This is a genomic window from Cryobacterium sp. Sr3 (genome assembly GCF_004402835.1).
Taxonomy (GTDB): Bacteria; Actinomycetota; Actinomycetes; order Actinomycetales; family Microbacteriaceae; genus Cryobacterium; species Cryobacterium sandaracinum.
Genome location: NZ_SOFA01000038.1, coordinates 76,984 through 103,202, shown reverse-complemented (window position 1 = coordinate 103,202; position 26,219 = coordinate 76,984). Strand labels below are relative to the sequence as shown.

28 protein-coding genes are annotated in these 26,219 nt (G+C 65.9%); 17 read left to right on the top strand and 11 right to left on the bottom strand.

What is annotated here, in order from left to right; translation table 11 throughout:
• Positions 1-29: 29 nt before the first annotated feature.
• Positions 30-869 (bottom strand): bacteriorhodopsin, encoded by an 840-nt coding sequence (locus tag E3N94_RS12015; RefSeq protein ID WP_104100872.1) that lies wholly within the window; start codon positions 867-869, stop codon positions 30-32.
• Positions 870-1,270: 401 nt separating this feature from the next.
• Complete coding sequence (locus tag E3N94_RS12010; protein WP_134374718.1) at positions 1,271-1,840, bottom strand: HhH-GPD-type base excision DNA repair protein; 570 nt, start codon at positions 1,838-1,840, stop codon at positions 1,271-1,273.
• A gap of 53 nt (positions 1,841-1,893) precedes the next feature.
• Between E3N94_RS12010 and E3N94_RS12005 the strand changes: the two genes are divergently transcribed.
• The 4 genes from E3N94_RS12005 (at position 1,894) to E3N94_RS11985 (ending at position 5,692) form a co-directional block, all read left to right on the top strand.
• Positions 1,894-2,391 carry a 2'-5' RNA ligase family protein gene (locus tag E3N94_RS12005; protein ID WP_134374720.1) on the top strand — a complete coding sequence of 166 codons (498 nt, stop codon included), beginning with the start codon at positions 1,894-1,896 and terminating at the stop codon, positions 2,389-2,391.
• A gap of 105 nt (positions 2,392-2,496) precedes the next feature.
• Positions 2,497-3,096, top strand: a complete 600-nt coding sequence (locus tag E3N94_RS12000) for an NAD(P)-dependent alcohol dehydrogenase (protein WP_134570300.1) — start codon at positions 2,497-2,499, stop codon at positions 3,094-3,096.
• A gap of 903 nt (positions 3,097-3,999) precedes the next feature.
• Positions 4,000-4,746, top strand: a complete 747-nt coding sequence (locus E3N94_RS11990) for a hypothetical protein (protein ID WP_134570299.1) — start codon at positions 4,000-4,002, stop codon at positions 4,744-4,746.
• A 214-nt stretch (positions 4,747-4,960) separates the two neighbouring features.
• Positions 4,961-5,692 (top strand): hypothetical protein, encoded by a 732-nt coding sequence (locus E3N94_RS11985; RefSeq protein WP_104100867.1) that lies wholly within the window; start codon positions 4,961-4,963, stop codon positions 5,690-5,692.
• A gap of 258 nt (positions 5,693-5,950) precedes the next feature.
• Here the strand turns inward: E3N94_RS11985 and E3N94_RS11980 are convergent, their stop codons facing one another.
• Entirely contained in the window at positions 5,951-6,625 is a 675-nt protein-coding gene (locus tag E3N94_RS11980) for an SDR family NAD(P)-dependent oxidoreductase (protein WP_134570298.1), read from the bottom strand.
• A gap of 202 nt (positions 6,626-6,827) precedes the next feature.
• Between E3N94_RS11980 and E3N94_RS11975 the strand changes: the two genes are divergently transcribed.
• Positions 6,828-7,574 carry a hypothetical protein gene (locus tag E3N94_RS11975; RefSeq protein ID WP_134401704.1) on the top strand — a complete coding sequence of 249 codons (747 nt, stop codon included), beginning with the start codon at positions 6,828-6,830 and terminating at the stop codon, positions 7,572-7,574.
• Between the two features lie 340 nt (positions 7,575-7,914).
• Here the strand turns inward: E3N94_RS11975 and ychF are convergent, their stop codons facing one another.
• Positions 7,915-8,988: a redox-regulated ATPase YchF gene (ychF, locus tag E3N94_RS11970; RefSeq protein WP_104100896.1), complete on the bottom strand. Its 1,074-nt coding sequence runs from the start codon at positions 8,986-8,988 to the stop codon at positions 7,915-7,917.
• An 83-nt stretch (positions 8,989-9,071) separates the two neighbouring features.
• Between ychF and E3N94_RS11965 the strand changes: the two genes are divergently transcribed.
• Together E3N94_RS11965 and rmuC are read left to right on the top strand one after the other, a co-directional pair.
• A complete protein-coding gene (locus E3N94_RS11965; protein WP_104100864.1) occupies positions 9,072-9,689 on the top strand; it encodes an exonuclease domain-containing protein in 618 nt (205 codons plus the stop codon).
• Positions 9,690-9,744: 55 nt separating this feature from the next.
• Positions 9,745-11,142, top strand: coding sequence for a DNA recombination protein RmuC (rmuC, locus tag E3N94_RS11960; RefSeq protein ID WP_134570297.1), 1,398 nt, complete (start codon positions 9,745-9,747; stop codon positions 11,140-11,142).
• Between the two features lie 60 nt (positions 11,143-11,202).
• Here rmuC and glpX read toward each other — a convergent pair whose 3' ends face one another.
• Positions 11,203-12,159 carry a class II fructose-bisphosphatase gene (gene glpX / locus E3N94_RS11955; protein WP_233191397.1) on the bottom strand — a complete coding sequence of 319 codons (957 nt, stop codon included), beginning with the start codon at positions 12,157-12,159 and terminating at the stop codon, positions 11,203-11,205.
• Positions 12,160-12,378: 219 nt separating this feature from the next.
• On the opposite strand from glpX, the gene fbaA reads away from it, so the two are divergent.
• A complete protein-coding gene (gene fbaA / locus E3N94_RS11950; RefSeq protein ID WP_104100861.1) occupies positions 12,379-13,404 on the top strand; it encodes a class II fructose-bisphosphate aldolase in 1,026 nt (341 codons plus the stop codon).
• A 6-nt stretch (positions 13,405-13,410) separates the two neighbouring features.
• Entirely contained in the window at positions 13,411-13,986 is a 576-nt protein-coding gene (locus tag E3N94_RS17265) for a DUF6264 family protein (protein WP_347232702.1), read from the top strand.
• A 102-nt stretch (positions 13,987-14,088) separates the two neighbouring features.
• Here E3N94_RS17265 and E3N94_RS11940 read toward each other — a convergent pair whose 3' ends face one another.
• Positions 14,089-15,123 carry a 4-hydroxy-3-methylbut-2-enyl diphosphate reductase gene (locus tag E3N94_RS11940; protein WP_104100895.1) on the bottom strand — a complete coding sequence of 345 codons (1,035 nt, stop codon included), beginning with the start codon at positions 15,121-15,123 and terminating at the stop codon, positions 14,089-14,091.
• 88 nt (positions 15,124-15,211) lie between these two features.
• Here E3N94_RS11940 and xseA point away from each other — a divergent pair, with 88 nt between their 5' ends.
• The 5 genes from xseA to E3N94_RS11915 all read left to right on the top strand — a co-directional run bounded on the left by xseA (position 15,212) and on the right by E3N94_RS11915 (position 19,496).
• Positions 15,212-16,465, top strand: coding sequence for an exodeoxyribonuclease VII large subunit (xseA, locus tag E3N94_RS11935; RefSeq protein WP_134342320.1), 1,254 nt, complete (start codon positions 15,212-15,214; stop codon positions 16,463-16,465).
• Positions 16,453-16,695, top strand: coding sequence for an exodeoxyribonuclease VII small subunit (locus E3N94_RS11930; RefSeq protein WP_104100858.1), 243 nt, complete (start codon positions 16,453-16,455; stop codon positions 16,693-16,695). The genes xseA and E3N94_RS11930 overlap by 13 nt, the downstream gene beginning before the upstream one ends.
• Positions 16,692-17,351, top strand: coding sequence for a DUF4245 domain-containing protein (locus E3N94_RS11925; protein WP_104100857.1), 660 nt, complete (start codon positions 16,692-16,694; stop codon positions 17,349-17,351). The genes E3N94_RS11930 and E3N94_RS11925 overlap by 4 nt, the downstream gene beginning before the upstream one ends.
• Positions 17,351-17,992: a carbonic anhydrase gene (locus E3N94_RS11920; protein ID WP_104100856.1), complete on the top strand. Its 642-nt coding sequence runs from the start codon at positions 17,351-17,353 to the stop codon at positions 17,990-17,992. Before E3N94_RS11925 ends, E3N94_RS11920 begins: the two co-directional genes overlap by 1 nt.
• 88 nt (positions 17,993-18,080) lie before the next feature.
• Entirely contained in the window at positions 18,081-19,496 is a 1,416-nt protein-coding gene (locus tag E3N94_RS11915; protein WP_134511338.1) for a class II fumarate hydratase, read from the top strand.
• Between the two features lie 135 nt (positions 19,497-19,631).
• Here the strand turns inward: E3N94_RS11915 and E3N94_RS11910 are convergent, their stop codons facing one another.
• The 3 genes from E3N94_RS11910 to E3N94_RS11900 form a co-directional block, all read right to left on the bottom strand.
• Positions 19,632-20,966 carry a PhoH family protein gene (locus E3N94_RS11910; protein WP_233191395.1) on the bottom strand — a complete coding sequence of 445 codons (1,335 nt, stop codon included), beginning with the start codon at positions 20,964-20,966 and terminating at the stop codon, positions 19,632-19,634.
• Between the two features lie 199 nt (positions 20,967-21,165).
• Positions 21,166-22,287, bottom strand: a complete 1,122-nt coding sequence (locus E3N94_RS11905) for an aminotransferase class V-fold PLP-dependent enzyme (protein WP_134342319.1) — start codon at positions 22,285-22,287, stop codon at positions 21,166-21,168.
• A 9-nt stretch (positions 22,288-22,296) separates the two neighbouring features.
• Positions 22,297-23,082, bottom strand: coding sequence for an isoprenyl transferase (locus E3N94_RS11900; RefSeq protein WP_104100852.1), 786 nt, complete (start codon positions 23,080-23,082; stop codon positions 22,297-22,299).
• A gap of 70 nt (positions 23,083-23,152) precedes the next feature.
• Here E3N94_RS11900 and E3N94_RS11895 point away from each other — a divergent pair, with 70 nt between their 5' ends.
• Positions 23,153-23,854, top strand: coding sequence for a hemolysin III family protein (locus E3N94_RS11895; protein WP_134342318.1), 702 nt, complete (start codon positions 23,153-23,155; stop codon positions 23,852-23,854).
• A gap of 4 nt (positions 23,855-23,858) precedes the next feature.
• Here the strand turns inward: E3N94_RS11895 and E3N94_RS11890 are convergent, their stop codons facing one another.
• Both E3N94_RS11890 and mca read right to left on the bottom strand, forming a co-directional pair.
• On the bottom strand, positions 23,859-24,119 hold the full coding sequence (locus tag E3N94_RS11890; RefSeq protein ID WP_233191388.1) for a hypothetical protein: 261 nt from the start codon (positions 24,117-24,119) through the stop codon (positions 23,859-23,861).
• Positions 24,116-24,979, bottom strand: a complete 864-nt coding sequence (gene mca, locus E3N94_RS11885; RefSeq protein WP_174721882.1) for a mycothiol conjugate amidase Mca — start codon at positions 24,977-24,979, stop codon at positions 24,116-24,118. The genes E3N94_RS11890 and mca overlap by 4 nt, the downstream gene beginning before the upstream one ends.
• Before the next feature lie 70 nt (positions 24,980-25,049).
• Between mca and E3N94_RS11880 the strand changes: the two genes are divergently transcribed.
• Together E3N94_RS11880 and greA are read left to right on the top strand one after the other, a co-directional pair.
• The gene (locus tag E3N94_RS11880) at positions 25,050-25,451 is read left to right on the top strand and encodes a DUF4307 domain-containing protein (protein ID WP_134342317.1); all 402 of its coding nucleotides are present in this window, start codon (positions 25,050-25,052) and stop codon (positions 25,449-25,451) included.
• 107 nt (positions 25,452-25,558) lie between these two features.
• On the top strand, positions 25,559-26,050 hold the full coding sequence (gene greA, locus E3N94_RS11875) for a transcription elongation factor GreA (protein WP_104100849.1): 492 nt from the start codon (positions 25,559-25,561) through the stop codon (positions 26,048-26,050).
• The last annotated feature ends 169 nt before the right edge of the window (positions 26,051-26,219 follow it).

The following is a 26,219-nucleotide window of genomic DNA, read 5'->3' as shown; positions in this document are numbered from 1 at the left end:
GTTGGCGGTGAGCAGGTGGCCGGGTAGGCCTACTTGTTCCGCACGTGCACCGGGGCGGCGATCTCCTCGGCCTCATCGACCGATAGTTCAAGGTGTGCGAACGCCGGGTCATCCGCGAACGATTTCATCCGCGCAATCCGGTAGATGATCAGACCGTAGAGGGCCTTGGCGAGGATGTCGGCGACCGAGTATCCGATCTGTTTGCCGACCCAGGCATCCGAGCCGTCGATACCAAGCATGGGCAGTAGGTAGGCGATCGGGTAGACACCCCAGGTCAGCAGCAGAAGCAGACGCAGCTGGCTGATCGTGCGGCGCACACTCCGCGGCTGGCGGTCGAGGGACTTGGTCAGTTCGATGAACAGAACATAGAGGATGTATGCGAACGGGATGGTGGAGAGCAGACCGAAGATTCCGCGCACCCCGTTGTCCCCGCTGAGCTCGCCGGGGTACCCGAGGATGATCATCAGGGCCGAAGCCGGAATGAGCCGGTACAGGAGACTGGTCTGCACCTTGCGGGCCAGGGCGAGAACCGCGATCAGTTCGAGCAGCAGCAGGGGAACCGTGAGCAGCCAGTCGACGTAGCGGTAGCCCTCATTGAAGGACTCCCCGGCGACCTGCACATAGTTGCCCGCCCCGCCGATGGCCTCGGTGACGAAGGCCGCCTTGAAGGAGTCGAAAATGCGGAAGTAGTGGTAGGCGGCAATCGCACAGACGATGGCCGCGACGGTCATCGCCTGACGGTACCGGGGCAGGACCCGCTTGAGCGAGATGATGATGAAGATCGACGTGAACAGCTGTGACGCGATGACGAGCGAGAACACGTTGTAGACGGTGTCGTATTGAATCTGGGTGAGGGAATCGGGAATCACGTTGTCCTCCGAATAAGCGAGAAAGAACAGGAAAGAGCCGTGCTGTAGAGCTTTGCTGTGTTTATTGATTGATCAGTCATTTAACTGCCTAGCTGACTGCTGTCTAAAAATTTAGTACGAGTTTCCTGAATCTTTGCATAGAGTATGCCCCCAGTCAAAAGGTCAATAGCAGGAAGACAGATGACGGCCCCTCGGAGCACGGAAGAGCGGGTTCTCCGGCAGGGGGTCGGCCGATCCGGTACGCGCCACGTCGGTGAACACCCCTCGCCTGACAGCGTGGTGCTTGAGCAGGTGGTTGCGGATGGCGCGCAGCCGCTACACGCTCGGTGACCTGGTCGACACCAGGCCGGCCGCGCCCAAGCCGATGAAGATGGCCGTGCGAATCAGCAGACGCACCATGACTACCCCTTCTTGACCGCGGCCTTTGCCGCGCGCTTGGTTTCCCGCACCCGGGTCAGCGATTCGGGGTCGACGATGTCGGCGACGGACCGGAACGAGCCGTTCTCGCCATAGGGCTCGGAGGCCTCGCGCCAGCCCTCCGCGACGAGCCCCTGACGCTTGCCGAGCAGGGCAAGGAAGATCTTCGCCTTCTGCTCGCCGAATCCCGGGAGCGCTTTCAGGCGCCGCAGGATCTCGGCGCCGTCCGGGGAGTCGGCGGTCCACAGGGCGGACGCATCACCCCTCCAGTCTGAGGCGATCACACCCGCGAGGGTCTGCGTGCGAGCGGCCATCGAGCCCGGATAGCGGTGCACGGCCGGCGTGGCCCGGAACACCTCGACGAGTGCGTCGGCGTCGAAGCCGGCGATGGTCGCCGGATTGAGCGTGCCGATCCGGTCGCGGATCTTGGCCGGACCGGCGAACGCGGTCTCCATCGCGATCTGCTGATCCAGCAGCATCCCGAGGAGGAGCGCGAAGGGGTCATCACTGAGCAGGGCGTCGGCGGCGTCGTCGCCGGTGAGGTACAGAATCATGCGCCCATTGTGCCACCGGCGGCGCGCCGGCGGGACTCCCCTAGACTCGGCGGATGTCCCGCCTCGTCGTCGTCCTCCCGCTCACGGCGCTCAGCACCGGCGACAGCTTCCCGGTGTCGGAATGGCCATTGCACATCACCGTGCTGCCCCCTTTTCACACGGATGTCGCGGCATCCGTCATCGCGGATGTCATTTCCGGCGTCGTCGCCGCCACGGCATCCGGCCGCACCGCCCTCACGGCGGTCGCGGGTGCCGACGCGCTCTTCGGCCGGCGCGAGGACGTGCCGGTGACGCTCGTCGGGGACGATCCACGCCTGACCCGGTTGCACCGCGCCCTCATCGAGGCTGTGCGGCCGCTTGCCTCCATCCCCGACGAGCCCGCGTTCACGGGTCCCGGCTTCCGGGCCCACATCACGATCAAGAACGGCGCCCGGGTGCACGAGGGCCAGCGGCTCGCTCTCACCCAGATCGCCCTCGTGGACATGGCGCCCCGATCGGCGGCGAGCGGCCGCACGGTGCTCGCCACGTTCCCGTTGCCAACTGCCGTGTGAGCGCAGTCACCCGGTCGGGTGCAGCGGGTCTGTGCGCCGAGTTCGACGACTGCAAGCGAGGTCGGCGCCTCTGCCGGGCAGGTTGCCGGGTGGGAGGCGATCGCGATGCTCGGCAGCCGATTCGGCGGGCACGCGGAATACGTTTGCATCCCGCAGGATGGCGCGATCACGGCGAAGCCACGGAACATGACCTTCACGGATGCCGTGACTCTCGTCTCCGGCGGGACCACCGCCCATGCTTTTTTCAGTCGCACCGCGATCAAATTGGGCAGCACCGTGCTCGTGAACGGCGCATCCGGTGCCGTGTGCACGGCGGCGGTGCAGCTCGCCAAGCAGATGGGCGCGCGAGTCACCGGTGTGTGCAGCGGCGCCAACCGCGAGCTGGTCACCGCGCTCGGCGCCGACCGGGTGATCGACTATACAACGGAGGATTTCCTGCTCGAGGGGCAAACCCACGACGTCATCATGGATTGCGTCGGGAACGCCCCCTTTGAACGCGCTGCGGCGTGCCTCACTCCGGGCGGGGCCCTGTTGCTCGTCGTTTCCGATCTCCGGGGGGCTGCTTCTGGCCGCCTGGCACCAGGAGGAGCGGGAGGCGGGTCGTCGCGGGCAACATCGACAGCACCGCGGATGCCCTCGCGCACCTGGTCGACCTTGCCGAGTCGGGTCTGTTCCTGGCGGTCATCGATTGGACGTACGACCTGACCGACATCGCTCTGGCGCACCGTTTCGTCGAGGCCGGCCATAAGAGAGGCAACGTCATCCTGTGCGTCGCGGGCGGTTGAGGGGGCGGAAGGTTGAGGGGGCGGAAGCAGTCGCTCTGGTCCGTGAGCGTCGGGTTACGCGGTTTTGAGTTCATCGAGCGTGGCCCCGATCCCGATTCTGTTGCTCGTCCGCGGAGAAGTCGAGGTGTCGGCCGAGGGATCTCCCCGTTCCCTGCAACACGATTTGCTGAAGCGGGGAGCCCCGCGCGGTGGCTAATTCAGGAGAATTGTCCGGCCCGCGGCGGTATCCACATTGAAAGACCAGTCTGGGGGCATCCCCGGGCGACAGATCTCCTGATTTAGCCACACCCCACCGTGCCGGCTCCGTCGAGCGAGGCCTACCGCGAATTCTCACGCGCCGGATGCCCCGCTGAGAGCGCTGGCAGCGGAGTTCGCCGGCTGCGGTCGAGATCGCCCCACAACACCAGGGGGACTCGACCGGACCTGTCGATCTCGGCGACCGCGACCGCGGGCACGGTCGATCGACACGCCACACGCAACGCGCTGGACGTTGAAGCGGAGCTCCACCGCATCACCGCACGAAAACGCATTACGACTACCAGATAACTCAGCCGGCCAAGCCAAGGAAGACCATCACGACTCGCTCGAGTGCAACGAGCTTCGCCATCGTAACTGGTGCCGGAACGGACAACTGCGCCCCGTGCACCGGCCACAATTGTCCGAAACGGAAACAGTTGCGGCCGGAACTCGGCTAGACGTTGAAGCGGAACTTCACCACGTTCCGTCACCGATAGACATGGCCCCGCCCACGAAGGCCGCCGACACGTAATTTGTGCAACGATGTCCCGACTGCAGTCAGATCCAAGGCGACATCGGGGGAAGTATGACCGTTCACGGGGTGCCGGATAAGTTCGGCAGAGCGCTGGCAGCTCTGTTTCTGATTGCAGCTCTGTTTCTGACCGGATGTTCCGGCCCACCGGGTCCCGTCCTCGGCGGCGAAAGCCCGACGGCAACGCCAACGCCGGGCCGCACTGAAGCGGCGCATCCGTCAGCTCCGGCCCCTGTGACGGACCTCCTCATCACTGCAGCGTCGATCGGACTTCGAGACGCGTCCGGCACGACCCTGTCCACGTTCGATTATTTTCAACCTGCCGGCGAGTTGGTTGCCGGTCTGTCCACGGCTTTCGGAAGCGCACCTACCTCAGAGCACTTCGAGGGCGGCAGCGAGGTGCCTCCGGGAACCAATTACATCTGGGGCGATATCCTGCCTACGGGCTCTGAGTCGCCTACTCCATGGGACGGCGATTTCGTCCTCGTGGATGGTGTGCCAGGCGGGACGTCACCACATGAACCGAACACCTGGGTGAAGGTTTCCTCGTCCGCCGTGAACGGTGTTCAGATCAGCACCGTCGACGGAATCGCTGTTGGAGATGATGCCGCCGAGATCGCGGCACGACACCCCGACACAGCGCGCCCACAAGGCAGCAGACGCGACATCTTCGTTGGTCTAGTGCCGCTCCCACCCTTGGACTCCCTGTCAGAACTGACGTTTTCAGTCTGGCTCATCGCCGCCGACCCACTCGGCCCTATCACCGAATTCCGCTCCCCCTCCCCGAACTGGGGCGTGTGAGGTCCACACTCTTGGTGAGAGGACACAGTATCTCGCGGTGAGGCTCCGGGAGCCAGAGTCTCTGTAAGTGACGTTCCGGGCACTGCGAGTGACCTCTTCTGGGGAAGCGTGAATGAACGGAGGCTATGCCCCGGAGCCCTGAATCGACCGAAGCCGCGCGGGGAAGAAGCAGGCTCCGACCAGGCCCCAACATCAACACCTGGAAGACTTTGTAATGCGCCGACCGCTGGCTCTGACCGCCATTGTGGCCGCCGCTTTGCTCACCCTTGCCGCATGCAGCACCGACCAGGTCGAAGGCGATGTCGCCGCATCGTCACCGACACCGGTCGCGACCGCCACGGTAACACCCACACCGGAACCCACTCCATCGGCGACACCTGCCGCGCTGCCGGCAACCATAATCATCGGCGCCGAAGCCACCGATATCGTCACAGCCGACGGCACGGTCCTCGCATCGCTTAACTATCAGAGCGATGGGGATGCAGCTGTGGCCGTACTCAGGGGCCTTCTCGGCGAGCCGACGTCAGAATCGGTGGAAGAGTCCTCCCACTACCCAAGGACCGAACTCACGGAATGGGACGGCTTCACGATTGGGGTGAACCGTCCTGACGCAGACTTCGATCCGCGGCCGGGCCCGTACAACCCCGCCTTTCAGGTCAGGGCATCCGGAACCATGGCCACCAACGGTGTCGCCATTGAGGATGTCAACGGCAACCAGACCGGGCAGGACTTCGAGTCAGCAGCTGACGGCAAGCCTGCCGATCAAGTGCATTTTGACGAAACCTTCGGGATCGACTCTGTCACCCTCGACATGCCGTCGTCATTCTCAGGCGCGATTCCGGATTACGGACTGCCAATGACCTACGGCGTGATCGGTTTCACCGGCCGAGACACCGGCATCATCGAAAAAATCCTCGCCCCCACCGACTTGTTCTCGCTAACATAGCCGCGCCCTCAAACGTCGGGACGAGCTGGATCAACTCACCTGCCTCGTCCTCGACGCACGCCGCAGACATGACGTTGTGTCCCACTTCCCGCACCAGGTCGGACGGATACAGACTCTCGACCGTTGTCATGCCCAACCCGGAGCGGGCTACACGTTGAAGCGAAATCCACGGAGTGGCATCGCGGAGCGACCTTTAGAGCCACGTTTCGCGCCCTCCTGGCTGTCTCCGCATCGTCGCTGCCAGCAGCGTAGTGCCCCCTACTCTCTGCCTTCCTCAAGCGGGATGAGCATTGTTCGAAATGGTCCGGCAACGGCGTGGAGGTCCCAAATCCGATCGGCGACGCCGTCGATGCCGTTGGCAAGCTGAAGCTGAGGAATGCCTCCTGGGATCACGAGTTGGCTGACACGGACTCCCTCACCCGCGAGCGCGTCGTGGAGCATCTCGCCGTAGGCGCTCTCAGCCGGGAAGGCGACCGATGTACCTGCGAAGTCAGCGCGGGCCTTCACCGAGGTTCCGCCGTTGATCATGATGATGCTGCCGCTTCCTGCCTGCCGCATTGCTGGGAGCACCGTACGCACCGCGTGGATGAGTCCGAGGGTCGAGAACTGCAGGGCCTCTAGCGCCAGCTCGGGAGTCATCTCAAGCACCGGCTTCAGGTAGTCGCGCGATGGGAGCGGACTGTACTGCAGCGCGGTGATGGGCCCAAGCTCTGCCGCGGCACGCTCAAGGGCAGCTTCGAGCGACGCCGGCGTGCGGACATCAGCAGGGTAAGCACTCGCGGTGAAGCCGGCAGCGGTGAGCTCGGCTGCCATAGCGTCTAGTTTCGACTGGTTTCTGGCGATCAGGGCAATTGAGAAGCCCTCGCGCCCGAACCTTCGCGCAACTGCTGCTCCGAGTCCCGGTCCGGCTCCGATGATGACGATGACAGGCACGATGGTCTCCTTCGATTGCTGCTGCTTCGATGACTAACGCGAGGAGCTAGAGCCTATACATTGAACCTGAACTCCACCACGTTTCGGAACCAAAGAACGTTACCTTGAAACGGCAACACCAACCCACTCCTGAGGAATATCTGATCGTCTGTGTAACGATGTACCGAGGGCGCTATGCGTCCGATGACTCTGGGGGAAAACCATGGCCGATCACGGCGTGTCTGGTGTGGGCGCAGTCCTCTCAGCCCTGCTCCTCGCTTTTGGCGCGGTGCTGCTGACCGGCTGTTCTGGTCTAGCAGTTCCTATCCCCCGCACTCCCAGCCCGACGGCAATGCCCACGGCGGCACCGACACCAACTCAATCGGTGTCGCCGCCCGATCCAGCCGAAGTGACGGACATCTTCCTCAGTGCGACGTCGATCGAGCTGCGGGATGCATCGGGCAATGCCCTGTCCACATTCGACTATTTCCAGCCCGCCAGCGAGTTGGTCCCTGCACTTTCGTTGGCCCTGGGCAGCGCGCCAATATTCGATACCTTGGGCGACGAGCGGCATCCGAGAATCACCTACTCCTGGGCCGATTTTGTCGTGCAGGATTGGGATCGGGATTGGGATAGCCCGAATGCACCTCGTTGCCCGAACACCACTTTCGCAGTGTCAGCCGAGACCGTGAACGGGGTCCACATCGGCACAGTCGACGGAATCGCCGTCGGAGACAACGCCGCTGAACTTGAAGCCCAGTATCCCGATTCCTCGTGGAACATCTCTTCGCTTGGCCAGCCCACGGATGACCCGCTCCAGCTCCGCATCGTCGTGGGTCATGTTTCACTTCCACCCTGCACGCCATCATCAGACCGACAAGACCGCACATTGTCAGTCGTCCTCATCGCCGACGATCCACTCGGGCCGATCACCCACTTCTATGTCCCCTCGGTGGATTCAGGGGCCTGAGCCGCCACACACCCCGTGAAAGGGTCTGCCCAACCCCGCCGGCTGCTGCGCCCATCGCGAGAGTCGTCCCGGGTCTATTAGTCTGCGGGCTCCACGTTGAAGCGGAACTGCGCCAGCTGACCGGGAAGTGCATGACGCGAAAATAGGCCGTCCAGCCGGCCAAGAGGAGGTAAATCACACCTGAGCGAGACGGAAACTCTGCTGCCGCATGCGGGCCCGCGGTCCACGAGAGAGGTACTCACCCACGAGATCAGGGCAGTTGTTGCCGGAACGGACAACTGCTGCCGGTGCGCCGGCCACAATTGTCCGAAACAGGAACAGTTGCAGCCGGGACTACGAGCTAGACGTTGAACCTGAACTCCACCACGTCGCCGTCCTGCATGATGTATTCCTTGCCCTCGATGCGGGCCTTGCCCCTGGAGCGGGCCTCCGCCACGGAACCGGCCTCCATCAGGTCGTCGAAGGAGAAGATCTCCGCCTTGATGAAGCCCTTCTGAAAGTCGGTGTGAATGACGCCGGCGGCCTGCGGAGCGGTCCAGCCCTTTCGGATGGTCCAGGCGCGTGTTTCCTTGGGGCCGGCCGTGAGGTAGGTCTGCAGGCCGAGGGTGTCGAAGCCGATGCGGGCGAGCTGGTCGAGTCCGCTCTCGGCCTGGCCGGTGGAGGCCAGCATCTCGGCGGCGTCCTCGGCGTCGAGTTCACTGAGCTCGGATTCGAGCTTCGCGTCGAGGAACACGGCGTTGGCCGGGGCCACCAGCGCGGCCAGAACAGCGAGCTTCCCGGCATCCTGCAGCACCGCCTCGTCGACGTTGAACACGTAGATGAACGGCTTGGCCGTCAGCAGGCCCAGCTCGCGGATGGGCTCGATGTCGAGCGTGGCCGATGACAGCGGCGCTCCGGCGTCGAGGATGGCCTGCGCCTTGAGCGCGGTCTCCAGCACGATGGGGGGAAGCTTGCGCCCTTTGACCTCTTTCTCGAAGCGGGAGACCGCCTTCTCGAGGGTCTGCAGGTCGGCGAGGATGAGTTCGGTGTTGATCGTCTCCATGTCGCCGGCCGGGTCGACGGCGCCGTCGACATGCACCACGTCGGGGTCGGCGAAGCCGCGGATGACCTGCGCGATGGCGTCGGCCTCCCGAATGTTGGCAAGGAACTTGTTGCCGAGCCCCTCCCCCTCGCTGGCGCCGCGCACGATGCCGGCGATATCGACGAACGACACCGGGGCAGGCAGCAGACGCTCGCTACCGAAGACCGCGGCCAGCTTGGCCAGGCGGTGGTCGGGCAGGTTGACGATGCCGACGTTGGGCTCGATGGTGGCGAACGGGTAGTTCGCCGCGAGCACGTTGTTCTTGGTCAACGCGTTGAAGAGGGTGGACTTGCCAACATTGGGCAGTCCGACGATTGCAATAGTAAGAGCCACGAGAGTCAATCGTACCGTCTGCGACCCGAGGCCGGTCGGCACAGCGGCGACGCGCTGTCGGCGGCCCGTGACAGGATGAAGCGGTGCCAGTCAACTTCACCGCCATCGACTTCGAGACCGCCAACTCCTCCAGCGCTTCGGCCTGCTCGGTGGGGCTGGTGAAGGTCCGTGACGGCAAGGTCGTCGACCGCATCGCCTGGTTCATCAAGCCGGCCGTCGGGCACGACGTCTTCCTGGCCTGGAACATCAAGATCCACGGCATCCGGCCGACGGATGTCGCCGGTGCGGCCACCTGGGCGCAGCAGCTTCCCGACCTGGTCGCCTTCGCCGGCGACGACCACCTCGTGGCGCACAACGCCGGGTTCGACCTGGGGGTCATCAAGACGTCCTCCACGGTCGCCGGGCTGGTCGTGCCCGACTTCAACTACGTCTGCAGCCTCCAGGTGGCCCGCCGCACCTACCACCTCGACTCGTACCGGCTCCCGGTGGCCGCGATGGCCGCGGGCTTCGAGGGTTTCGCCCACCACGACGCCCTGGCCGACGCGGAGGCCTGCGCGGCCATCATGATCCACGCCGCCGACCGGCACGGGGCCGACACTCTCGAGGAGCTGGCGCAGATCACCGGCGTGAAGATCGGCGCCATCGGGCCGTTCGCCACGAAGGAGAAGTCCGCCACGCACGGCCCGATGGCGCTGAACTAGGCATCCTTGGGGCACCGGCTCGGGCAATGTCGGTGGCCACTGGCAGAGTAGAACCATGGATTCCTGGTTCAGTCTTCTTCTCGGCCTTGTCGTCGGCGCCCTGCTCGGCACCCTGCTCACGGTGGTCCTCACGGCGCGTTCCGCCGAGCGCCGCAACGGAGGCTCGTCCGGCACCGATCCCCTCATCATCGAGGCCCGGCACCAGGTGGCCTTGGCCGAGGTGTATGCCCGGGAGGCCGGCATCCAGTCCATCCTGCGCGAAGAGCTGGCCTCAGTCCAGGCCACCGCCGACGCCCTGCGCGGACAGGTCGTCGACGCGGGGCGGCAATACCGCGAACTGAGCGACCGCCAGCGCAACGACCAGGACGCGCGCACCGAGCAAGAGAATCAGGAAAGCAAGGTGCTCCAGGCCCTCGCTCCGGTCAAGGAGAGCCTGCAGGACATGCAGCAGAAGGTCGCCGAGCTCGAGGCCCAGCGCAGCCTGCAGCACGGCGAGCTCAGCCAGCAGCTGCGGTCGGCGACCGAGTCGGAGGAGCGCCTACGGAGCACCGCCGAGTCGCTCGCGTCGGCCCTGCGCGCCAACAACACGCGCGGGGTCTGGGGCGAAACCCAGCTGCGCAGCGTGGTCGAGGCCGCCGGCCTGATCGAGCGGGTCGACTTCGATGTGCAGTCGAGCATCACCTCTGACGCCGGCGCCGGCCGCCCCGACATGGTCGTGCACCTGCCCGGCGGCAAGAACATCGCCGTCGACGCGAAGGTGCCGTTCACGGCGTTCCTCGAAGCCAGCCAGATCCCGGTCACCGCCACCGGTGCCCTGGGAGCCCAGCGGGCCGTCTACATGAAAGCTCACGTCAAGGCCGTGCGCGACCACATCACCGCCCTCGGCAGCAAGGCCTACTGGCAGGGCTTGGAGGCCTCCCCGGAGATCGTGATCGCCTTCATCCCGAGCGAGTCCCTGGTCTCCTCGGCGCTGGAGGCCGACCCCTCGATCATGGAATTCGCGTTCTCGAAACGGGTGGCCCTCGCCTCCCCGGTGACCCTGTGGTCGGTGCTCAAGACGGTGGCCTTCACCTGGCAGCAGGACGTGCTCACGCATGACGCAAAAGTCTTGTTCGACCTCAGTCGGGAGCTATACGGCCGTCTGGCCACCACGGCCACGCACATCGAGAAACTGGGCCGGTCGATCGAGCGCACGGTGAAGGACTACAACGGCTTCGTCGGCTCGATGGAACGCCAGGTACTGCCCACCGCACGCAAGCTCAATGCCCTCGACGAGTCCAAGGTGCTGGCGCCGCTGGCGGGCATCGAGGACACACCGCGCGAACTGGCCGCCTGGGAGTTCGTGTCGGAGCTGGAGGCCGCGGCACTCGAAAGCGCCGCACTCGATGCCGCCGCACTCGATGCCGCCGCACTCGATGCCGCCGCACTGACTGACTCCGAGAATCGCCGATAACGCCGAAAATCGCCGTCAGGACGGCGATTTTCGGCCTTGCAGGCAGCTAAAGCCGAGCGCCTAGAGCCACTTCGAGGCGAGGTGCTCGGCGATCACCCGACGCGTGGTGCCGGACTTCGAGCGCAGCACGATGCTCTCGGTGCGGATGATCGGGCCCTGGCGGCGCACGCCGTCGACGAGTCCGCCATCCGTCACGCCCGTGGCGACGAAGAAGGTGTTGTCGCCGCTGACCATGTCGTCCAGCTCGAGCAGCTTGTCGACGTCGAGGCCGGCCGCGACGGCACCCGCACGCTCGGCGTCGTCCTTCGGTGCCAGGCGTCCCTGCATGTAGCCGCCGATGGCCTTGAGCGCGCAGGCCGTGGTGATGCCTTCCGGGCTGCCACCCGTGCCGACGCACATGTCGATGCGCGTTTCCCAGCGGGCCGCGTTGATGCCGCCGGCGACGTCGCCGTCGCTCATCAGCCGCGTGCCCGCTCCGGCGCTGCGAATGGCGTCGATAAGTTCGGCGTGGCGGGGACGGTCGAGCACGGCGAGGACCATTTCGCCGACTGGCTTGCCCGTCGCCTTCGACAGCTCACGGATGTTGTCGCCGATCGGGGCGTCGAGGCTGACGACTCCGCGCCCGGCGGCGCCCGTGACGATCTTGTCCATGTAGAACACGGATGACGCGTCGAGCATGGTGCCGCGGGAGGAGACCGCGATCACGGAGAGGGCATTCTGGCGTCCGGCGGCGGTGAGGCTGGTGCCGTCGATCGGGTCGACCGCGATGTCGCAGGCGGGTCCGGTTCCGTTGCCGACGCGCTCACCGTTGAAGAGCATCGGGGCTTCGTCTTTCTCACCCTCGCCGATGACGATGAGTCCGTCGAAGTTCACGGTGCCGAGGAAGACGCGCATGGCGTCGACGGCTGCCTTGTCTGCGGCATTCTTGTCGCCGCGGCCGATGAACGGGACCGCACGAATCGCTGCGGCCTCGGTGGCCCGCACCAATTCCATCGCAAGGTTGCGGTCGGGGTGCATGAAATTGGGGGCGACTTCGGGGCTGTTCACAGATGGTCCTTCCCGGACGAAGAGTGCGGCAGTGGCAAGACCCATCTTTGGGCCGGCACCGGTGTCGGTGCTGCCTCGTTCAGCCTAGCGCCCGCTCTTCGTCGCGGGGGCGTTCGCTCGCTGGCACGGCCGGAGACCCACCTCGGTAGGATGAGAAGACCGAAACGGTTCAATCGAGGAGACTCAACAATGCCCATCGCAACCCCAGACCAGTACGCCGAGATGCTCAACAAGGCCAAGACGAAGGGGTTCGCCTACCCGGCGTTCAACGTTTCGTCTTCTCAAAGCATTAATGCCGTTCTTCAGGGCCTGACCGAAGCCGGCTCTGACGGCATCATCCAGGTCACCACTGGTGGCGCAGATTACTTCGCCGGCCACACGGTCAAGAACCGCGCATCCGGTGCGCTCGCGATGGCGCGCTTCGTGCAGTCCGTCGCCGACAATTACCCCATTACCGTTGCGCTCCACACGGACCACTGCCCCAAGGGCGCGCTCGAGGACTTCGTCCTCCCGCTCATCTCCGCTTCCGAAGACGAGGTGAAGGCCGGCCGCAACCCGATCTTCCAGTCGCACATGTGGGACGGCTCCGCAATCCCGCTGGCAGAGAACCTGGACATCGCCAAGGACATCCTGAAGCGCACCCAGGCGATCAACACCATCCTCGAGGTCGAGATCGGCGCCGTCGGCGGCGAAGAAGACGGCGTCGAGGGCGACATCAACGAGAACCTGTACACGACACTCGACGACGCGCTCTCGATGATCGATTCCCTCGGCATGGGCGAGAACGGCCGCTACATGGCTGCCCTCACCTTCGGCAACGTGCACGGCGTGTACAAGCCCGGCAACGTCAAGCTGCGCCCGGAGCTCCTCAAGGAGATCCAGGACGGCGTCGCCGCCAAGCTGGGTACCGGCCCGAAGCCGCTCGACTTGGTCTTCCACGGTGGGTCAGGCTCGACCGACGCCGAGATCGCCGAGGCCGTCGCGAACGGTGTCGTCAAAATGAACATCGACACCGACACCCAGTACGCGTTCACCCGCGCGGTCGCCGGCTACATGCTGAGCAACTATGACAGCGTGCTCAAGGTTGACGGCGAAGTCGGCAACAAGAAGGTCTACGACCCGCGCGCCTGGGGCAAGGTTGCCGAGACGGGCATGGCCGCTCGCGTCGCCGACGCCACCCGCCAGCTCGGCTCCGCCGGCCACTCGAACAGCTAGCACCGGATGACGATGGCCGAGAATTCTTCGTCGACTCCTTCGGGAACCCCTCCGGAGGATTCCCGGCCCCGTCCCCAGTACGGTGAGCTTGCGCCCGAGGGTTGGAGCTGGACTCCCAGCCCGGATGAGCCCACGCTCGCCACACCGCCGGCTCCGGGGCCGTCCGCGGCCCCCGAGCGGGCTGTGCGCCCGGCCGGAACCGCGCCGGCCTGGGACCGGCCGGTGACTATGAGCCTGCTCGTCCTCGGGCTCCTGTCCACGTTCTTCGCGGTCAGCATGCTCACGATGATCACCGAGTCCATTCAGTTGCTCCATACCCAGCTGGATCTCGCCGCGTATGAGCCGGATCCCTCCGCGGCCGGGCTGGTCACGGCCGGGATCATCGGTGTGTCCCTGGTCTGGCTGGCCACGGCGGCAGGCGTGATCCTGTTGCTGGTCCGAGGCAAGCGCGCGTTCTACGTGCCGCTGATCGGTGTGGTCCTGTCCGCGTTCGTGTTCATCGCCTTCACCACCGCGGTTTTGGCCACCGACCCGACGCTGCTCAACGACCCGAACCTGATGGACGTCTACGGCCAGCTGTAGACGACGCCATTCTGCCGGGTCCGGCGTGCACGAAGGCCCCCGTCGGTCAGATCCTGGATCTGATCGACGGGGGCCTTCGTGGTGAACGCGGCTGGCCGGTTCCTAGCTGCTGACCCGTCCGCCGAGACCGCGGGCATCCGCGTTGCCGGCCAGGTCATTGCGCAGTTCCTTCGGCAGCGAGAACAGCAGGTCCTCCTCGGCCGTCTTGATCTCTTCGATGTCGCCGTAGCCGGCCTCGGCCAGATCGGCGAGCACCTCGTGCACGAGTTCGTCGGGCACGGATGCCCCGCTGGTCACGCCCACGGTGACAACCCCGTCGAGCCACTCCTGCTGGATCTCGCTGGCGAAGTCCACGCGGTAGGCAGCCCGAGCACCGTACTCCAGCGCCACCTCGACCAGTCGCACCGAGTTGGACGAGTTCGCCGAGCCGACCACAATGACGAGGTCCGAATCACGGGCCACCTTCTTGATCGCCACCTGGCGATTCTGGGTGGCGTAGCAGATGTCGTCGCTGGGGGGATCCTGCAGATTTGGAAAACGGGCACGCAGGCGACGCACGGTTTCCATGGTCTCGTCCACGCTCAGCGTGGTCTGGGACAGCCAGACCACCTTGTCGGGGTCGCGCACCTCGATGGTGTCGGCGTCGTCAGGGCTCCCGACGAGCGTGGTGTGCTCGGGTGCCTCCCCCGCGGTTCCCTCGACCTCTTCGTGGCCTTCGTGGCCGATCAGCAGGATCTGGAAGTCGTCCCGGGCGAAGCGCACGGCCTCACGGTGCACCTTCGTGACCAGTGGGCAGGTGGCGTCGATTGCCAGCAGGCCGCGGTCCGCCGCCGCAGTGACGACGGCCGGTGACACGCCGTGGGCGCTGAAAACGATGTGGGAGCCGGTGGGCACCTCGTCTACTTCCTCGACGAAGATCGCCCCCTTCTTCTCCAGCTCGGAGACCACGTGGATGTTGTGCACGATCTGCTTGCGCACATACACGGGGGAGCCATACAGTTCGAGGGCCTTCTCGACGGCGATGACGGCACGGTCCACGCCGGCGCAGTAGCCTCGCGGGGCGGCCAGCAGCACCCGTTTGCGTCCGAGCACCGGGGTATCCTTGAGCCTGTTGCGTGCGCGGGGAATCCGTGGCATGCCAAGGCCGATCACAGGCGAATCCGTACTGATAGTCACCTCCTCATCTTATGGGGGCCGACTGTGCAGTCCGTGGGAGGAACGATTGATGACGGACGCACCACCCACCCTCGAGGCCCCCTGGCCGGTCGGGCTGCTGGCCAACAAGATCCGCGGCTACATCGAGCGCCTCGGCACGGCCTGGGTCGAGGGCGAGATCACCCAGTGGGGCGCCAGCGGCGGCAACGTTTACGGCAAGCTCAAGGACCTCACCGAAGACGCCACGGTCGGCTTCACGATCTGGTCGTCGGTGCGCGCGAAGCTGACCAACGACTTCAAGCAGGGCGACCGGGTCATCGCCCTCGTCAAACCCAACTACTGGGTCAAGGGTGGCACTCTCACCATGCAGATGCTCGAGATGCGCCACGTGGGCCTCGGCGACATGCTGGAACGGCTCGAACGACTGCGCAATCGGCTGGCCGGCGAGGGTCTGTTCGACGCGTCCCGCAAGAAGCCGCTGCCCTTCCTCCCCCATTGCATCGGCCTGGTCACCGGCAAAGACTCCGACGCTGAGAAAGACGTCATCCGCAACGCCCAGCTGCGCTGGCCGGCCGTCACTTTCGACCTGGCCTACGCCGCCGTGCAGGGTGATCGCATGGTGTCCGAGGTGACCGCGGCCATCCAGCGGCTGGACGCCGACCCGGAGGTCGACGTGATCATCGTCGCCCGCGGCGGCGGCGACTTCCAGAACCTGCTCGGCTTCAGCGACGAGACGCTGATCCGGGCTGCGGCGGCCTGCACGACCCCGCTGGTCAGCGCGATCGGCCACGAGGCCGACCGGCCGCTGCTCGACGACGTGGCCGACCTTCGCGCGTCGACGCCGACGGATGCCGCCAAACGCGTCGTGCCGGACGTCTCCGACGAACTCAACCGGGTACAGCAGGCCCGGGCCCGCCTCAGCAACCGGCTGACCGGTATCCTCGCGCACGAGGTCGACCGGATCGGTCAGCTTCGCTCACGCCCGGTGTTGAGCACCCCCGAGTGGATCATCGATTCCCGATCCGAGGACCTCACCCGCTACGTCGCCCGCGGCGCCGAGCTAATCGACCGGGCGGTCGAGCGGGCCGGAGCGGTGATCGTCGACCTGCGTTCCCAGTTGCGCGCCCTTTCCCCCCAGGGCACCCTCGACCGCGGCTACTCGATCGTGCAGTTGCAGGGCGGCCAGGTGGTGCGCTCGCCCGGGCAGGCACCGTCGCAAACGAAACTCCTGATCACGCTCGCCGAGGGCGCTCTGGCGGCCACCGCGGACGTGGCAACCTCCGACCCGACACCGTCGAATGAGAAATTAGAATGGACACCATGACCTCGGCACCAGACGAAATCAACGCACTGAGCTACGAACAGGCCCGGGATGAACTCGTGCGCGTGGTGAACGCCCTCGAGCAGGGAGCCTCGTCGCTGGAGGAATCGCTCGCGCTGTGGGAACGAGGTGAGGCTCTCGCCCGCCGCTGCGAAGAGTGGCTGATCGGCGCGAAAGCCAGGCTGGATGCCGCCAGGGCAGGCCAAGTCGACTCCGCCGCGACAGCCGGATGAGCCCCGCCAAGCGCGCGCCCCGAATCGTCGCAGAGCTGGGTCGCCCGGAGACGCCGGATGAAACCCGCACCCGGCTGGCCGAGAACTCCCGCAAGTACCGCTCCCACAAGACCGTGAACAATCTGGTCCTGTCCCTGCTGGCCACACTGGGCACAGTCCTGGTGCTCGTGCTGCTGGTGCCGCGCAGCGACGCCCCGCAGAACCGCGACGTCGATTTCGCCGCCGTCGCCGCGCAGGTGCAACCCGGCCTCACCGATCCCCTGCTGGTTCCGGAGTTGCCGAGTGGGTGGACGGCCAACGCCGCGCAGTGGCGCCTGGGCGGAAGCGACAAGATCCCGTCCTGGTACATCGGTCTGATCACGGCCAAGACCGAGTTCATCGGCCTCACCCAAGCGCTCGGCGCCAACCCGAGCTGGCTCGCCGACGAGCTGCAGGATGCTCCGGTCGCCGGCACCGTCATGATCGCCGGAGTCACCTGGGACGTCTACCGCAACACCGCACCGGAAGATGACCGCGGCAATTTCGAATCCGCTCTGGTGACCACGGCCGGCGACAGTACCTACCTCCTCGTCGGCACCGCCGATGACGAGGAACTCGCCGTCCTGGCCGCAGTGCTGGCCGAACAGATCAGTTCCAACAGCACCGAGGGACAGTAATGGGCGAGGCAGCAACACCGGCAGACGTCTGGACCGACCTGCAGCGCGGAAACGACCGCTTCGTGAGCGGCGAGCCGCGGCATCCGCGGCAGGATGTGGACCGCCGAGCCGAACTCGCCTTCGTACAGACCCCCGACGCGGCCCTGTTCGGCTGCAGCGACTCGCGGCTGGCCGCCGAGATCATCTTCGACAAGGGCCTCGGCGACCTCTTCGTCGTGCGCAATGCCGGTCAGGTCATCTCCGATTCGGTGCTCGGCTCACTCGAATACGCGGTCGCCGTGCTGCGTGTGCCGCTCATCCTGGTGCTCGGCCACGACGGCTGCGGGGCCGTGCGCGCCGCCATCGATTCCCAGGCCGCCGACGCGCAACCTCTGCCCGCGCACATCAGCCGGATCATCGAGAAGATCGTGCCGGCCGTCCGCCGGGTGGCGGAGTCCAAGGATGCGACGTCGATCGATCCCGAGCTGGTCGACGCCCTCGCCGTCGGCCGCGAACACCTTCGCGACACGGTGTCCGAACTGCTCGAGCGCTCTGAGATGATCAGGGCGGCCGTGGCAGAAGGTACATTGGCTATCGTCGGGGCGAACTACCGGCTGCTCGAAGGCCGTGCCGTACCCGACATCGTTGTCGGCGTGGTTTAGCCGAGCAGCCCGCCTGCGGCGAGCCGCCCAGGCCGTCGCCGCGCGTTCCCGTACCGAAGAGATTCCCAACCGAAAGGTAATACACACCGTGGTGGACAAGACCGCTGAAGCCGAGTACCGGATCGAACACGACACGATGGGCGAGGTCCGGGTTCCGGTCGCCGCCCTCTACGGGGCGCAGACGCAGCGGGCCGTCGAGAATTTCCCGATCTCCGGCTCGGTACTGGAGCCCGCCCAGATCGCCGCCCTGGCACGCATCAAAAAGTCCGCCGCCCTGGCGAACGCGAAACTAGGGGTACTAGACGTCGACATCGCCAACGCGATCGCCACCGCCGCCGACGAGGTCTCCACCGGTCGCTACGACTCCGAGTTCCCGATCGACGTCTACCAAACCGGCAGCGGCACCTCCTCGAACATGAACATGAACGAGGTCCTCGCGACCCTGGCGACCCGCAGCCTCGGGCGCCCGGTGCACCCGAACGACCACGTGAACGCGTCTCAGTCCTCCAACGACGTGTTCCCGACATCCGTGCACCTCGCCGTGACGAGCGCGCTCATCGACGAGCTCGTCCCCGCACTCGACCACCTGGCTGTGGCCTTAGAGGCCAAGGCCGAGCTGTGGGCCGGCGCGGTCAAGGCCGGCCGCACCCACCTGATGGATGCCACCCCGGTCACCCTCGGCCAGGAGTTCGGCGGATACGCGCGGCAGATGCGCCTCGGCATCGAGCGCGTGCGCACCGCGCTTCCCCGCGTCGCGGAGGTCCCCCTCGGCGGCACTGCGGTCGGAACCGGCATCAACACGCCCGCCGGGTTCCCGCAGCTCGTGATCGAGCTGCTCGTCGAGGAGACCGAACTGCCGGTCACCGAGGCACGCGACCACTTCGAGGCGCAGGCCAACCGGGACGGCCTGGTGGACGCATCCGGCGCCCTTCGCACCATCGCGGTGAGCCTCACCAAGATCTGCAACGACCTGCGCTGGATGGGCTCGGGCCCCAACACGGGCTTCGGCGAGCTGAACATCCCCGACCTGCAGCCGGGCTCCTCGATCATGCCGGGCAAGGTGAACCCGGTGATCCCCGAGGCCGTGCTGATGGTCTGCTCCCGCGTGATCGGCAACGACGCCACCATCGCCTGGTCGGGCGCGTCGGGCTCGTTCGAGCTCAACGTCGCGATCCCGGTGATGGGCACCGCCCTGCTCGAGTCGATCCGCCTGCTCTCGAACGCGGCCCGCGTGCTCGCCGACAAGACCGTCGACGGCCTCACGGCGAATGTCGAGCGCGCGCGCGCGCTGGCCGAGTCCTCCCCCGCCATCGTCACTCCTCTAAACCGGGTCATCGGCTACGAGGCCGCGGCCAAGGTGGCAAAGTACTCGGTGGCCGAAGGGGTGACCGTGCGCGATTCCGTCATCGCGCTCGGTTTCGTTGAGCGCGGCGAGGTCACCCTCGAACTGCTCGACACCGCCCTCGACGTGCTGAGCATGACCCGACCGCCTCAGGCGAAGTAGCCCCGCGCTTTCTCACTTGCGCAGCTCCTTGTCCGTTCAGCGCTCACCAATTCGACGGAGATTTTGCTCCCAGTTGCCTGTTTTCGTACCGAAAGCGGCTTCTGCGGCAAAATCTCCGTCGAATTCGTCAGGGCGCTAGCGCACCTCGTTGCCCTCGAGCATCTCGGTCACGAGGGCGGCGATCGCGCTCCGCTCCGAGCGGGTGAGCGTCATGTGGGCGAAGAGCGGATGTCCCTTGAGCGTCTCGATCACCGACGCCACCCCGTCGAAGCGGCCGACCCGCAGGTTGTCCCGCTGCGCCACATCGTGGGTGAGGACCACCCGCGAGTTCTGCCCGATCCGGCTGAGCACCGTGAGTAGCACGTTGCGTTCGAGCGACTGAGCCTCATCGACGATCACGAAAGCGTCGTGCAGGGACCGGCCGCGGATGTGCGTCAGCGGCAGGACTTCGAGGATGCCGCGCTCGATGACCTCCTCCAGCACGTTCTCGGAGACGATGGCCCCGAGTGTGTCGAAGACCGCCTGGGCCCACGGGCTCATCTTCTCGGCGGCGTCGCCGGGCAGGTACCCCAGCTCCTGGCCGCCGACCGCGTAGAGCGGTCGGAAGACCATGATCTTGCGGTGCTGCTGGCGTTCCAGCACGGCCTCGAGCCCGGCGCAGAGGGCGAGCGCCGACTTCCCCGTGCCGGCCCGACCTCCCAGTGACAGGATACCGATCTCCGGGTCGAGCAGCAGGTCGATGGCGAGCCGCTGCTCCGCCGAGCGTCCCTTCAGCCCGAAGACGTCCCGGTCGCCGCGCACGAGCTTCATCGCGCCGTTGCCGGTCACCCGGCCGAGCGCCGAACCGCGGTCGGAGTGGATGACCAGGCCCGTGTTCACGGGCATGTCCTGCACGAGACGGGTGTGCACGACCTCCTTGTCGTAGAGCTCGTCGATCAAGTTCGAGCCCAAGGTGATCTCGTCGATGCCGGTCCAGCCGGAATCCACGGCAAGTTCATGACGGTACTCTTCTGCGGTGAGGCCGAGCGAGGCCGCCTTGACCCGTAGGGGCAGGTCCTTGGAGACGACGGTCACATTCAAGCCGTCGTGGGCGAGATTCAGGGCCACGGCCAGGATGCGGGAGTCGTTGTCACCGAGTTGCAGTCCGGACGGAAGCACCGACATGTTCGAGTGGTTGAGCTCCACGCGGAGGCTGCCGCCGTCACCGACCGGGATCGGGAAGTCCAACCGTTCGTGCTTCACCCGCAGTTCGTCAAGGAACCGCAGTGACTGGCGAGCGAAGTAGCCGATCTCCGGGTCGTTGCGTTTGGCCTCGAGCTCCGCAATCACCACGACGGGGAGCACGACGGCGTGCTCCGCGAAACGGAAGATCGCTTTGGGATCGGAGAGCAGAACCGAGGTGTCAAGAACGTACGTGCATTCGGTCTGCCCCGTCGCCGACGCGCTCTGGTTAGAACCCTTGTTATCGATCTGATTAGCGGTCACAACCACTCCCACCCCGTGCCCCGTGAGGCACAGATTGTGTTGGCGAGCGGCCACAGGGTTCTCGAGCCGTACTTATGTGGCCGTCTCGATCAGGCGCCATACCTGATAAGCATGACGCTACTTACCCGCACGCTCCAGGGGAAGAGCGACACGCCCATTCGAAACAATGTTCACCGAGCCGTCGTCAGTAGGTCACGGCGGTCGCATACGAGGTGAACGCCCCGCGCAGCATGTCGACCGTGTCCGGGCTGAGCGCAGCATGGGTGCTCAGCCGCACGGTCCCGTTGCGGGTCGTCGCCGTCACCCCGTGGTTGTGCAGCGCGATGCTCAGCAGCGTGAGCTGGCTCGCCGGTGGCTCGAGCACCAGGATGCCGGCCCGCTCCCGGTCGTCTCGGGAGGAAACCACGGGCACAGCGAACTCGTCCGCCAGATCGATCAGAAGCGACACGTTCACGGCGATCGCATCTTCAATGGCACGGATACCGACCTCGGCCACCTCCTCGAGGGCGGCCGCGAACCGGGCCTGGGCGATGGCGTCGCCATTGCTCACCCGGAACGCGTTTGCGCTGCGGCTCGGCGGCAACACTTCGTCCCACGGCTCGGGGACGTCGGTGCCGGCGAAACCGGAGAACACGGGGACCAGGCGTTCCACCGCACGGTCGCTGAGAGCCAGGAACCCGGTGCCCCAGCCGGCCCTGGACCATTTCTGCCCGCCCGACGCGACGACGTCTGCCACCTCGTAGGGGACATCCACTGCGCCGAAACCCTGGATGGCGTCGACGATGAGCAAACGGTCGCCGATGACCTGACGGATGCCCTCGAGGTCCACGCGATGGCCGGTGCGGGAATCGACGAGGCAGACCGCCACTGCGGCAGTGGCCGGGGTGAGCTGCTCCCGGATCTGACCAGGGGTGACGCGGCCGTGGTCGGTCGCCAGCCAGAGCGGGGTGACCACCTGCAGCGCCTCCGCGGCGCGCACGGCCGCGAACGGGACCGTGGGAAAGTCGCCCGACGACAGCAGCACCGCCCCCGTCAGGCCGAACATGGCCTGCATCACGCCGGTGGTGGTGTTGGGCTCGGAAACGACCTGGTCGGCGCGGAATCCGGTCACCCGGGCCACGGCGGTGCGCAGCCGCTCGTCCTGGGCTTGGAAGTGGTCCAGGCTGCCGAACCGGGCCCGCGAGAGCACCTCGGTCTGGCCGAGGGTTTCGGCGACCACACCCGCCGACAGCGGGCCGATCCGGGCATAGTCGAGGTAACCGGGTTCCGCGATGAACCCGTCAAGGAACCGTTCGAGAGCCGTCATGAGGTGCCCCTACCCTCCGAAGCGGCGCTGGCGCCGAGCAAAATCGCGCAGGGCGCGCAGAAAATCGACCTGGCGGAGGTCAGGCCCGAGCGCCTCCACGAAGTAAAACTCGCTGTGTGCGCTCTGCCAGAGCATGAAATCGCTGATGCGCTGCTCCCCCGACGTGCGGATGACCAGGTCCGGATCGGGCTGGCCGCCCGTGTACAGGTGCGCGCCGATCAGATCCGGGGTCAGCGTCTCCGCAAGGTCCTCGAGCACGCCGCCGCTGGCAAGGTGCGCTCCCACGATGCTGCGCATGGCGTCGGTGATCTCGGTGCGCCCGCCGTAGCCGACGGCAAGGTTGACGTGCAGCCCCTTCTTGCGGGCCGTGCGCGCTTCCGCGGCGTTCAGTGCGGCCACCAGCGGCTCGGGCAGTCCGGTCTTCGAGCCGACCTGCTGCACCCGCCAGTCGCGGTACCGGGATAACTCCTCCGCGAGCTTGGCGATGATCTTCGTCAGCTCCGCGAGTTCTTCGCTGGGCCGGTTGGTGAGGTTGTCGGACGACAACAGGTAGAGCGTGACGACGGAGATGCCGAGGTCGTCACACCACTTGAGGAACTCCCGCATCTTGGCGGCACCGGCCCGATGCCCGTGGGCGGCGGAGTCGAACCCGAGCTGTTTGGCCCAGCGCCGGTTGCCGTCGATGATCATGGCGACGTGGTTTGGAAGCACATCCGGCGTCAGCCCGCGACGAAGCCGACGCTGATAAACCCCGTAGAGAATGCCGCGCGCCCAAGGAACTTCCCGTTTCTGCACACAGTTACGCTAGCCCACTCGGGAGCGTCGCGTACCGCGCGCGGCATGCACACTGTCCTATTCTTGCAGCATGGCCTCAGCGGATGACATCCCCAACCTGCCGTTGTTCGAGGACGACCTGCCCCCGCAGGTGGACGTCAAGCCCACCTGGCGAGGATGGATCCACGCCGGCACGTTCCCGGTCACGATCGTGGCCGGGATCGTGCTGCTCCTGTCGGCCGAGGGCAGCGCGGCCCGGTGGAGTTCGCTCGTGTTCGTGCTCAGCTCGATGCTGCTGTTCGGCAATTCGGCGCTGTACCACCGGTTCGACTGGAGTCCGCGCACGAAGGTTATCCTCAAACGGATCGACCACGCCAACATCTTCCTGCTGATCGCGGGCTCTTACACGCCCATCGCCGTGCTGGCCCTGCCGCCCGCCAAGTCCACGCTGCTTCTGTCGCTGGTCTGGGGCGGCGCCATCCTCGGAATCGCGTTCCGGGTGTTCTGGATCCACGCCCCACGCTGGCTTTACGTTCCGCTGTACCTGGCACTCGGCTGGGGAGCGCTGATGTTCATCGTGGACTTCTTCCAGGCCAACGCAGCGATGATGACACTGATCATGGTCGGCGGGCTCTGCTACTCGGTCGGCGCCGTCATCTACGGCATGAAGCGGCCGAACCCGCTGCCGGGCGTATTCGGCTTCCACGAGATCTTCCATACCCTGACCGTGGTGGCCTTCCTCTGCCACTGGGCGGCGATCATGATCATCGCGACGAACCCGATCCACCCGTAGTTCGCTAGTCCTTGTCGGCGATTCCGGCCTCTGCGGCCTTCTGTGCGGCCATCTCCGCCTGCAGACGTTCCTGAATCTCGGCGCGGTAGGTGTTGCGGCGCACTCGGCGGGCCATGTCCATCGCCAGCAGCACCGCTCCCACGGCGACCAGAGCAATCGCCACAAAGCCTTCCGGGCCCGGCGTCACCGTGTTCGGGTCGAACTCCGGCGGTGGGGTGGCGGCCAAGACGATGCTCACGAGGGGAGCCAGGATCAGGCCGCTCACGAGTCGTCCCGGATTCCGGTGAAGAGGTCGGATTCAGGTATCACGGTGTCCACTTTCGATTCGACGAGCTGGAAGTCTTCATAGGGCCACGCCTCGCGGATGAGGTCGTTCGGCCAGAAGAAGAAACTGCTGGTGGGAGCAACCTGACTCGCGTGGGCTCGAAGCGCCGCGTCCCGCACCTCGAGGAAGTCACCGACGGGCACATGGGTCGTGGCCAGCTTCGGGTAGTCTTTCATCCATTCCCTGGCCGCTCCGAGCGGCTCCAGCAGGGGCGAGTCCGGCTCCGTGACGCTCAGTTCCAGGAACATGGCGTCGACGCGTTCAAGGTTGAAAATCCGATCGTAATAGAGCTTCTCGACCTGCCAGGGCTCACCGGCATCCGGGTACCGGGTCGGGTCGGCGGCGGCACGGTAGGCCTCCATCGACACGTCGTGGCAGCGGATGTGGTCGGGATGCGGGTAGCCGCCCTTCTCGTCGTAGGTCACCAAGACCTGCGGCCGAAATTCGCGGATCAGCCGGACGACCGGTTCGGCGGAGATCGCCACCGGGATGTCCGCGAACGAGTTCCGGGGCACCGAACCGTCTTCGTTCATGCCGGAGTCCTCGTAGCCAAGCCAGCGGTGCTGCACGCCGAGGGCCCGCTGGGCCTCGGCCATTTCCAGACGGCGCAGTCCCGGCAGGTCGCGCTCGGCCAGCGGATGGCCGAGCAGAGCCTCATTCAGGATGCTCCCCCGCTCGCCGCCCGTGCAGCTCAGGATCATCACTTCGACGCCGAGACCCCGGTAGTGGGCATAGGTCGCAGCGCCCTTGCTCGACTCGTCGTCGGGATGGGCGTGCACCGCCAAGAGTCGCAGCGCCATGAAACTCCTCAGAAATGCCAGATAACCTTGCTACCAAGACTAATCGTTGATCCGTGAGTATGGAGTCTGAGTGGCCCTGAGCAGCAACCTCGACACCCGGTACGGGCGCGCCCCGAACCGGGGCACGAGAGACCGCCGCGTTCTGTTCGTCTCAGCCGGCTCCCTCGCGGCAATCCTCCTGGGCTTCGTGGTCTGGGTGGGACTGGGGGCGTCGCAGCCTTTGATCGAGACCCGGGACATCCGTCACAGCATCATCGACGAGAACACTGTGAGCGTCACGTTCGAGGCGTCCATCCCGGTCGGCCGCACCGCCAGCTGCGCGGTTCAGGCGCTCAACGAGAGTTTCACGGTGGTTGGCTGGAAAGTCGTCAACCTGCCCGCGAGCATCGTGTATTCGCGGTCGACGACGACGGATGTGCGCACCACCGAGCAGAGCAACACCGGATTGATTTACCGCTGCTGGCTGACCTAGACTGAGGACTTCGCCCTGACGTGATCGTCGGGGCGTCCGTTGTATATCTGCGGGTTCACCCGCACGGGCATCGAACGAGCACGAACAAGCATGAGGAGATTCCACCCATGACTACCGAAACCACGGTCACCTGGCTGACGCAGGAGGCCCACGACCGCCTCGCCGCGGAGCTGGACACGCTCAGCACCGTCGGGCGCGTCGAGATCGCGAAGAAGATCGAATCGGCTCGCGAGGAGGGCGACCTCAAGGAGAACTCGGGCTACCACGCGGCCAAGGATGAGCAGGGGAAGATGGAGGCCCGCATCCGCACCCTCGTTCTACTGCTGCGCAACGCCGAGGTCGGCCATGCGCCGAAAAGCCGGGGCGTCGTCGAGCCGGGAACCGTGATCACGGCCACGATCGCCGGCGATGAGACCCGCTTCCTGATCGGCAGCCGCGAGATCGCCGGGGACAGCGACCTCGACGTCTTCAGCGAGCAGAGCCCGCTCGGCACCGCGATCATCGGCCTCGCCGTCGGAGCGACGACGTCGTACGTGACGCCCACCGGCAAGGAAATCGCCGTCGAGATCTTCCTCGTGGAGACCTGGACCGGCGACTAGCCGCACCGGTCCCCCGCTCGCGCCGCGCCCCGCCTGGCTCCCGTCGTCGAACCGATTCGACGGAGATTTTGCGGAAAATGCGAGTTCTCGGGGCTTCTGGAGCCGATCCGGGCAGAATCTCCGTCGAATTCGTTAGAGGCACGGCACCGTCACGAGCGTCAAACCCACG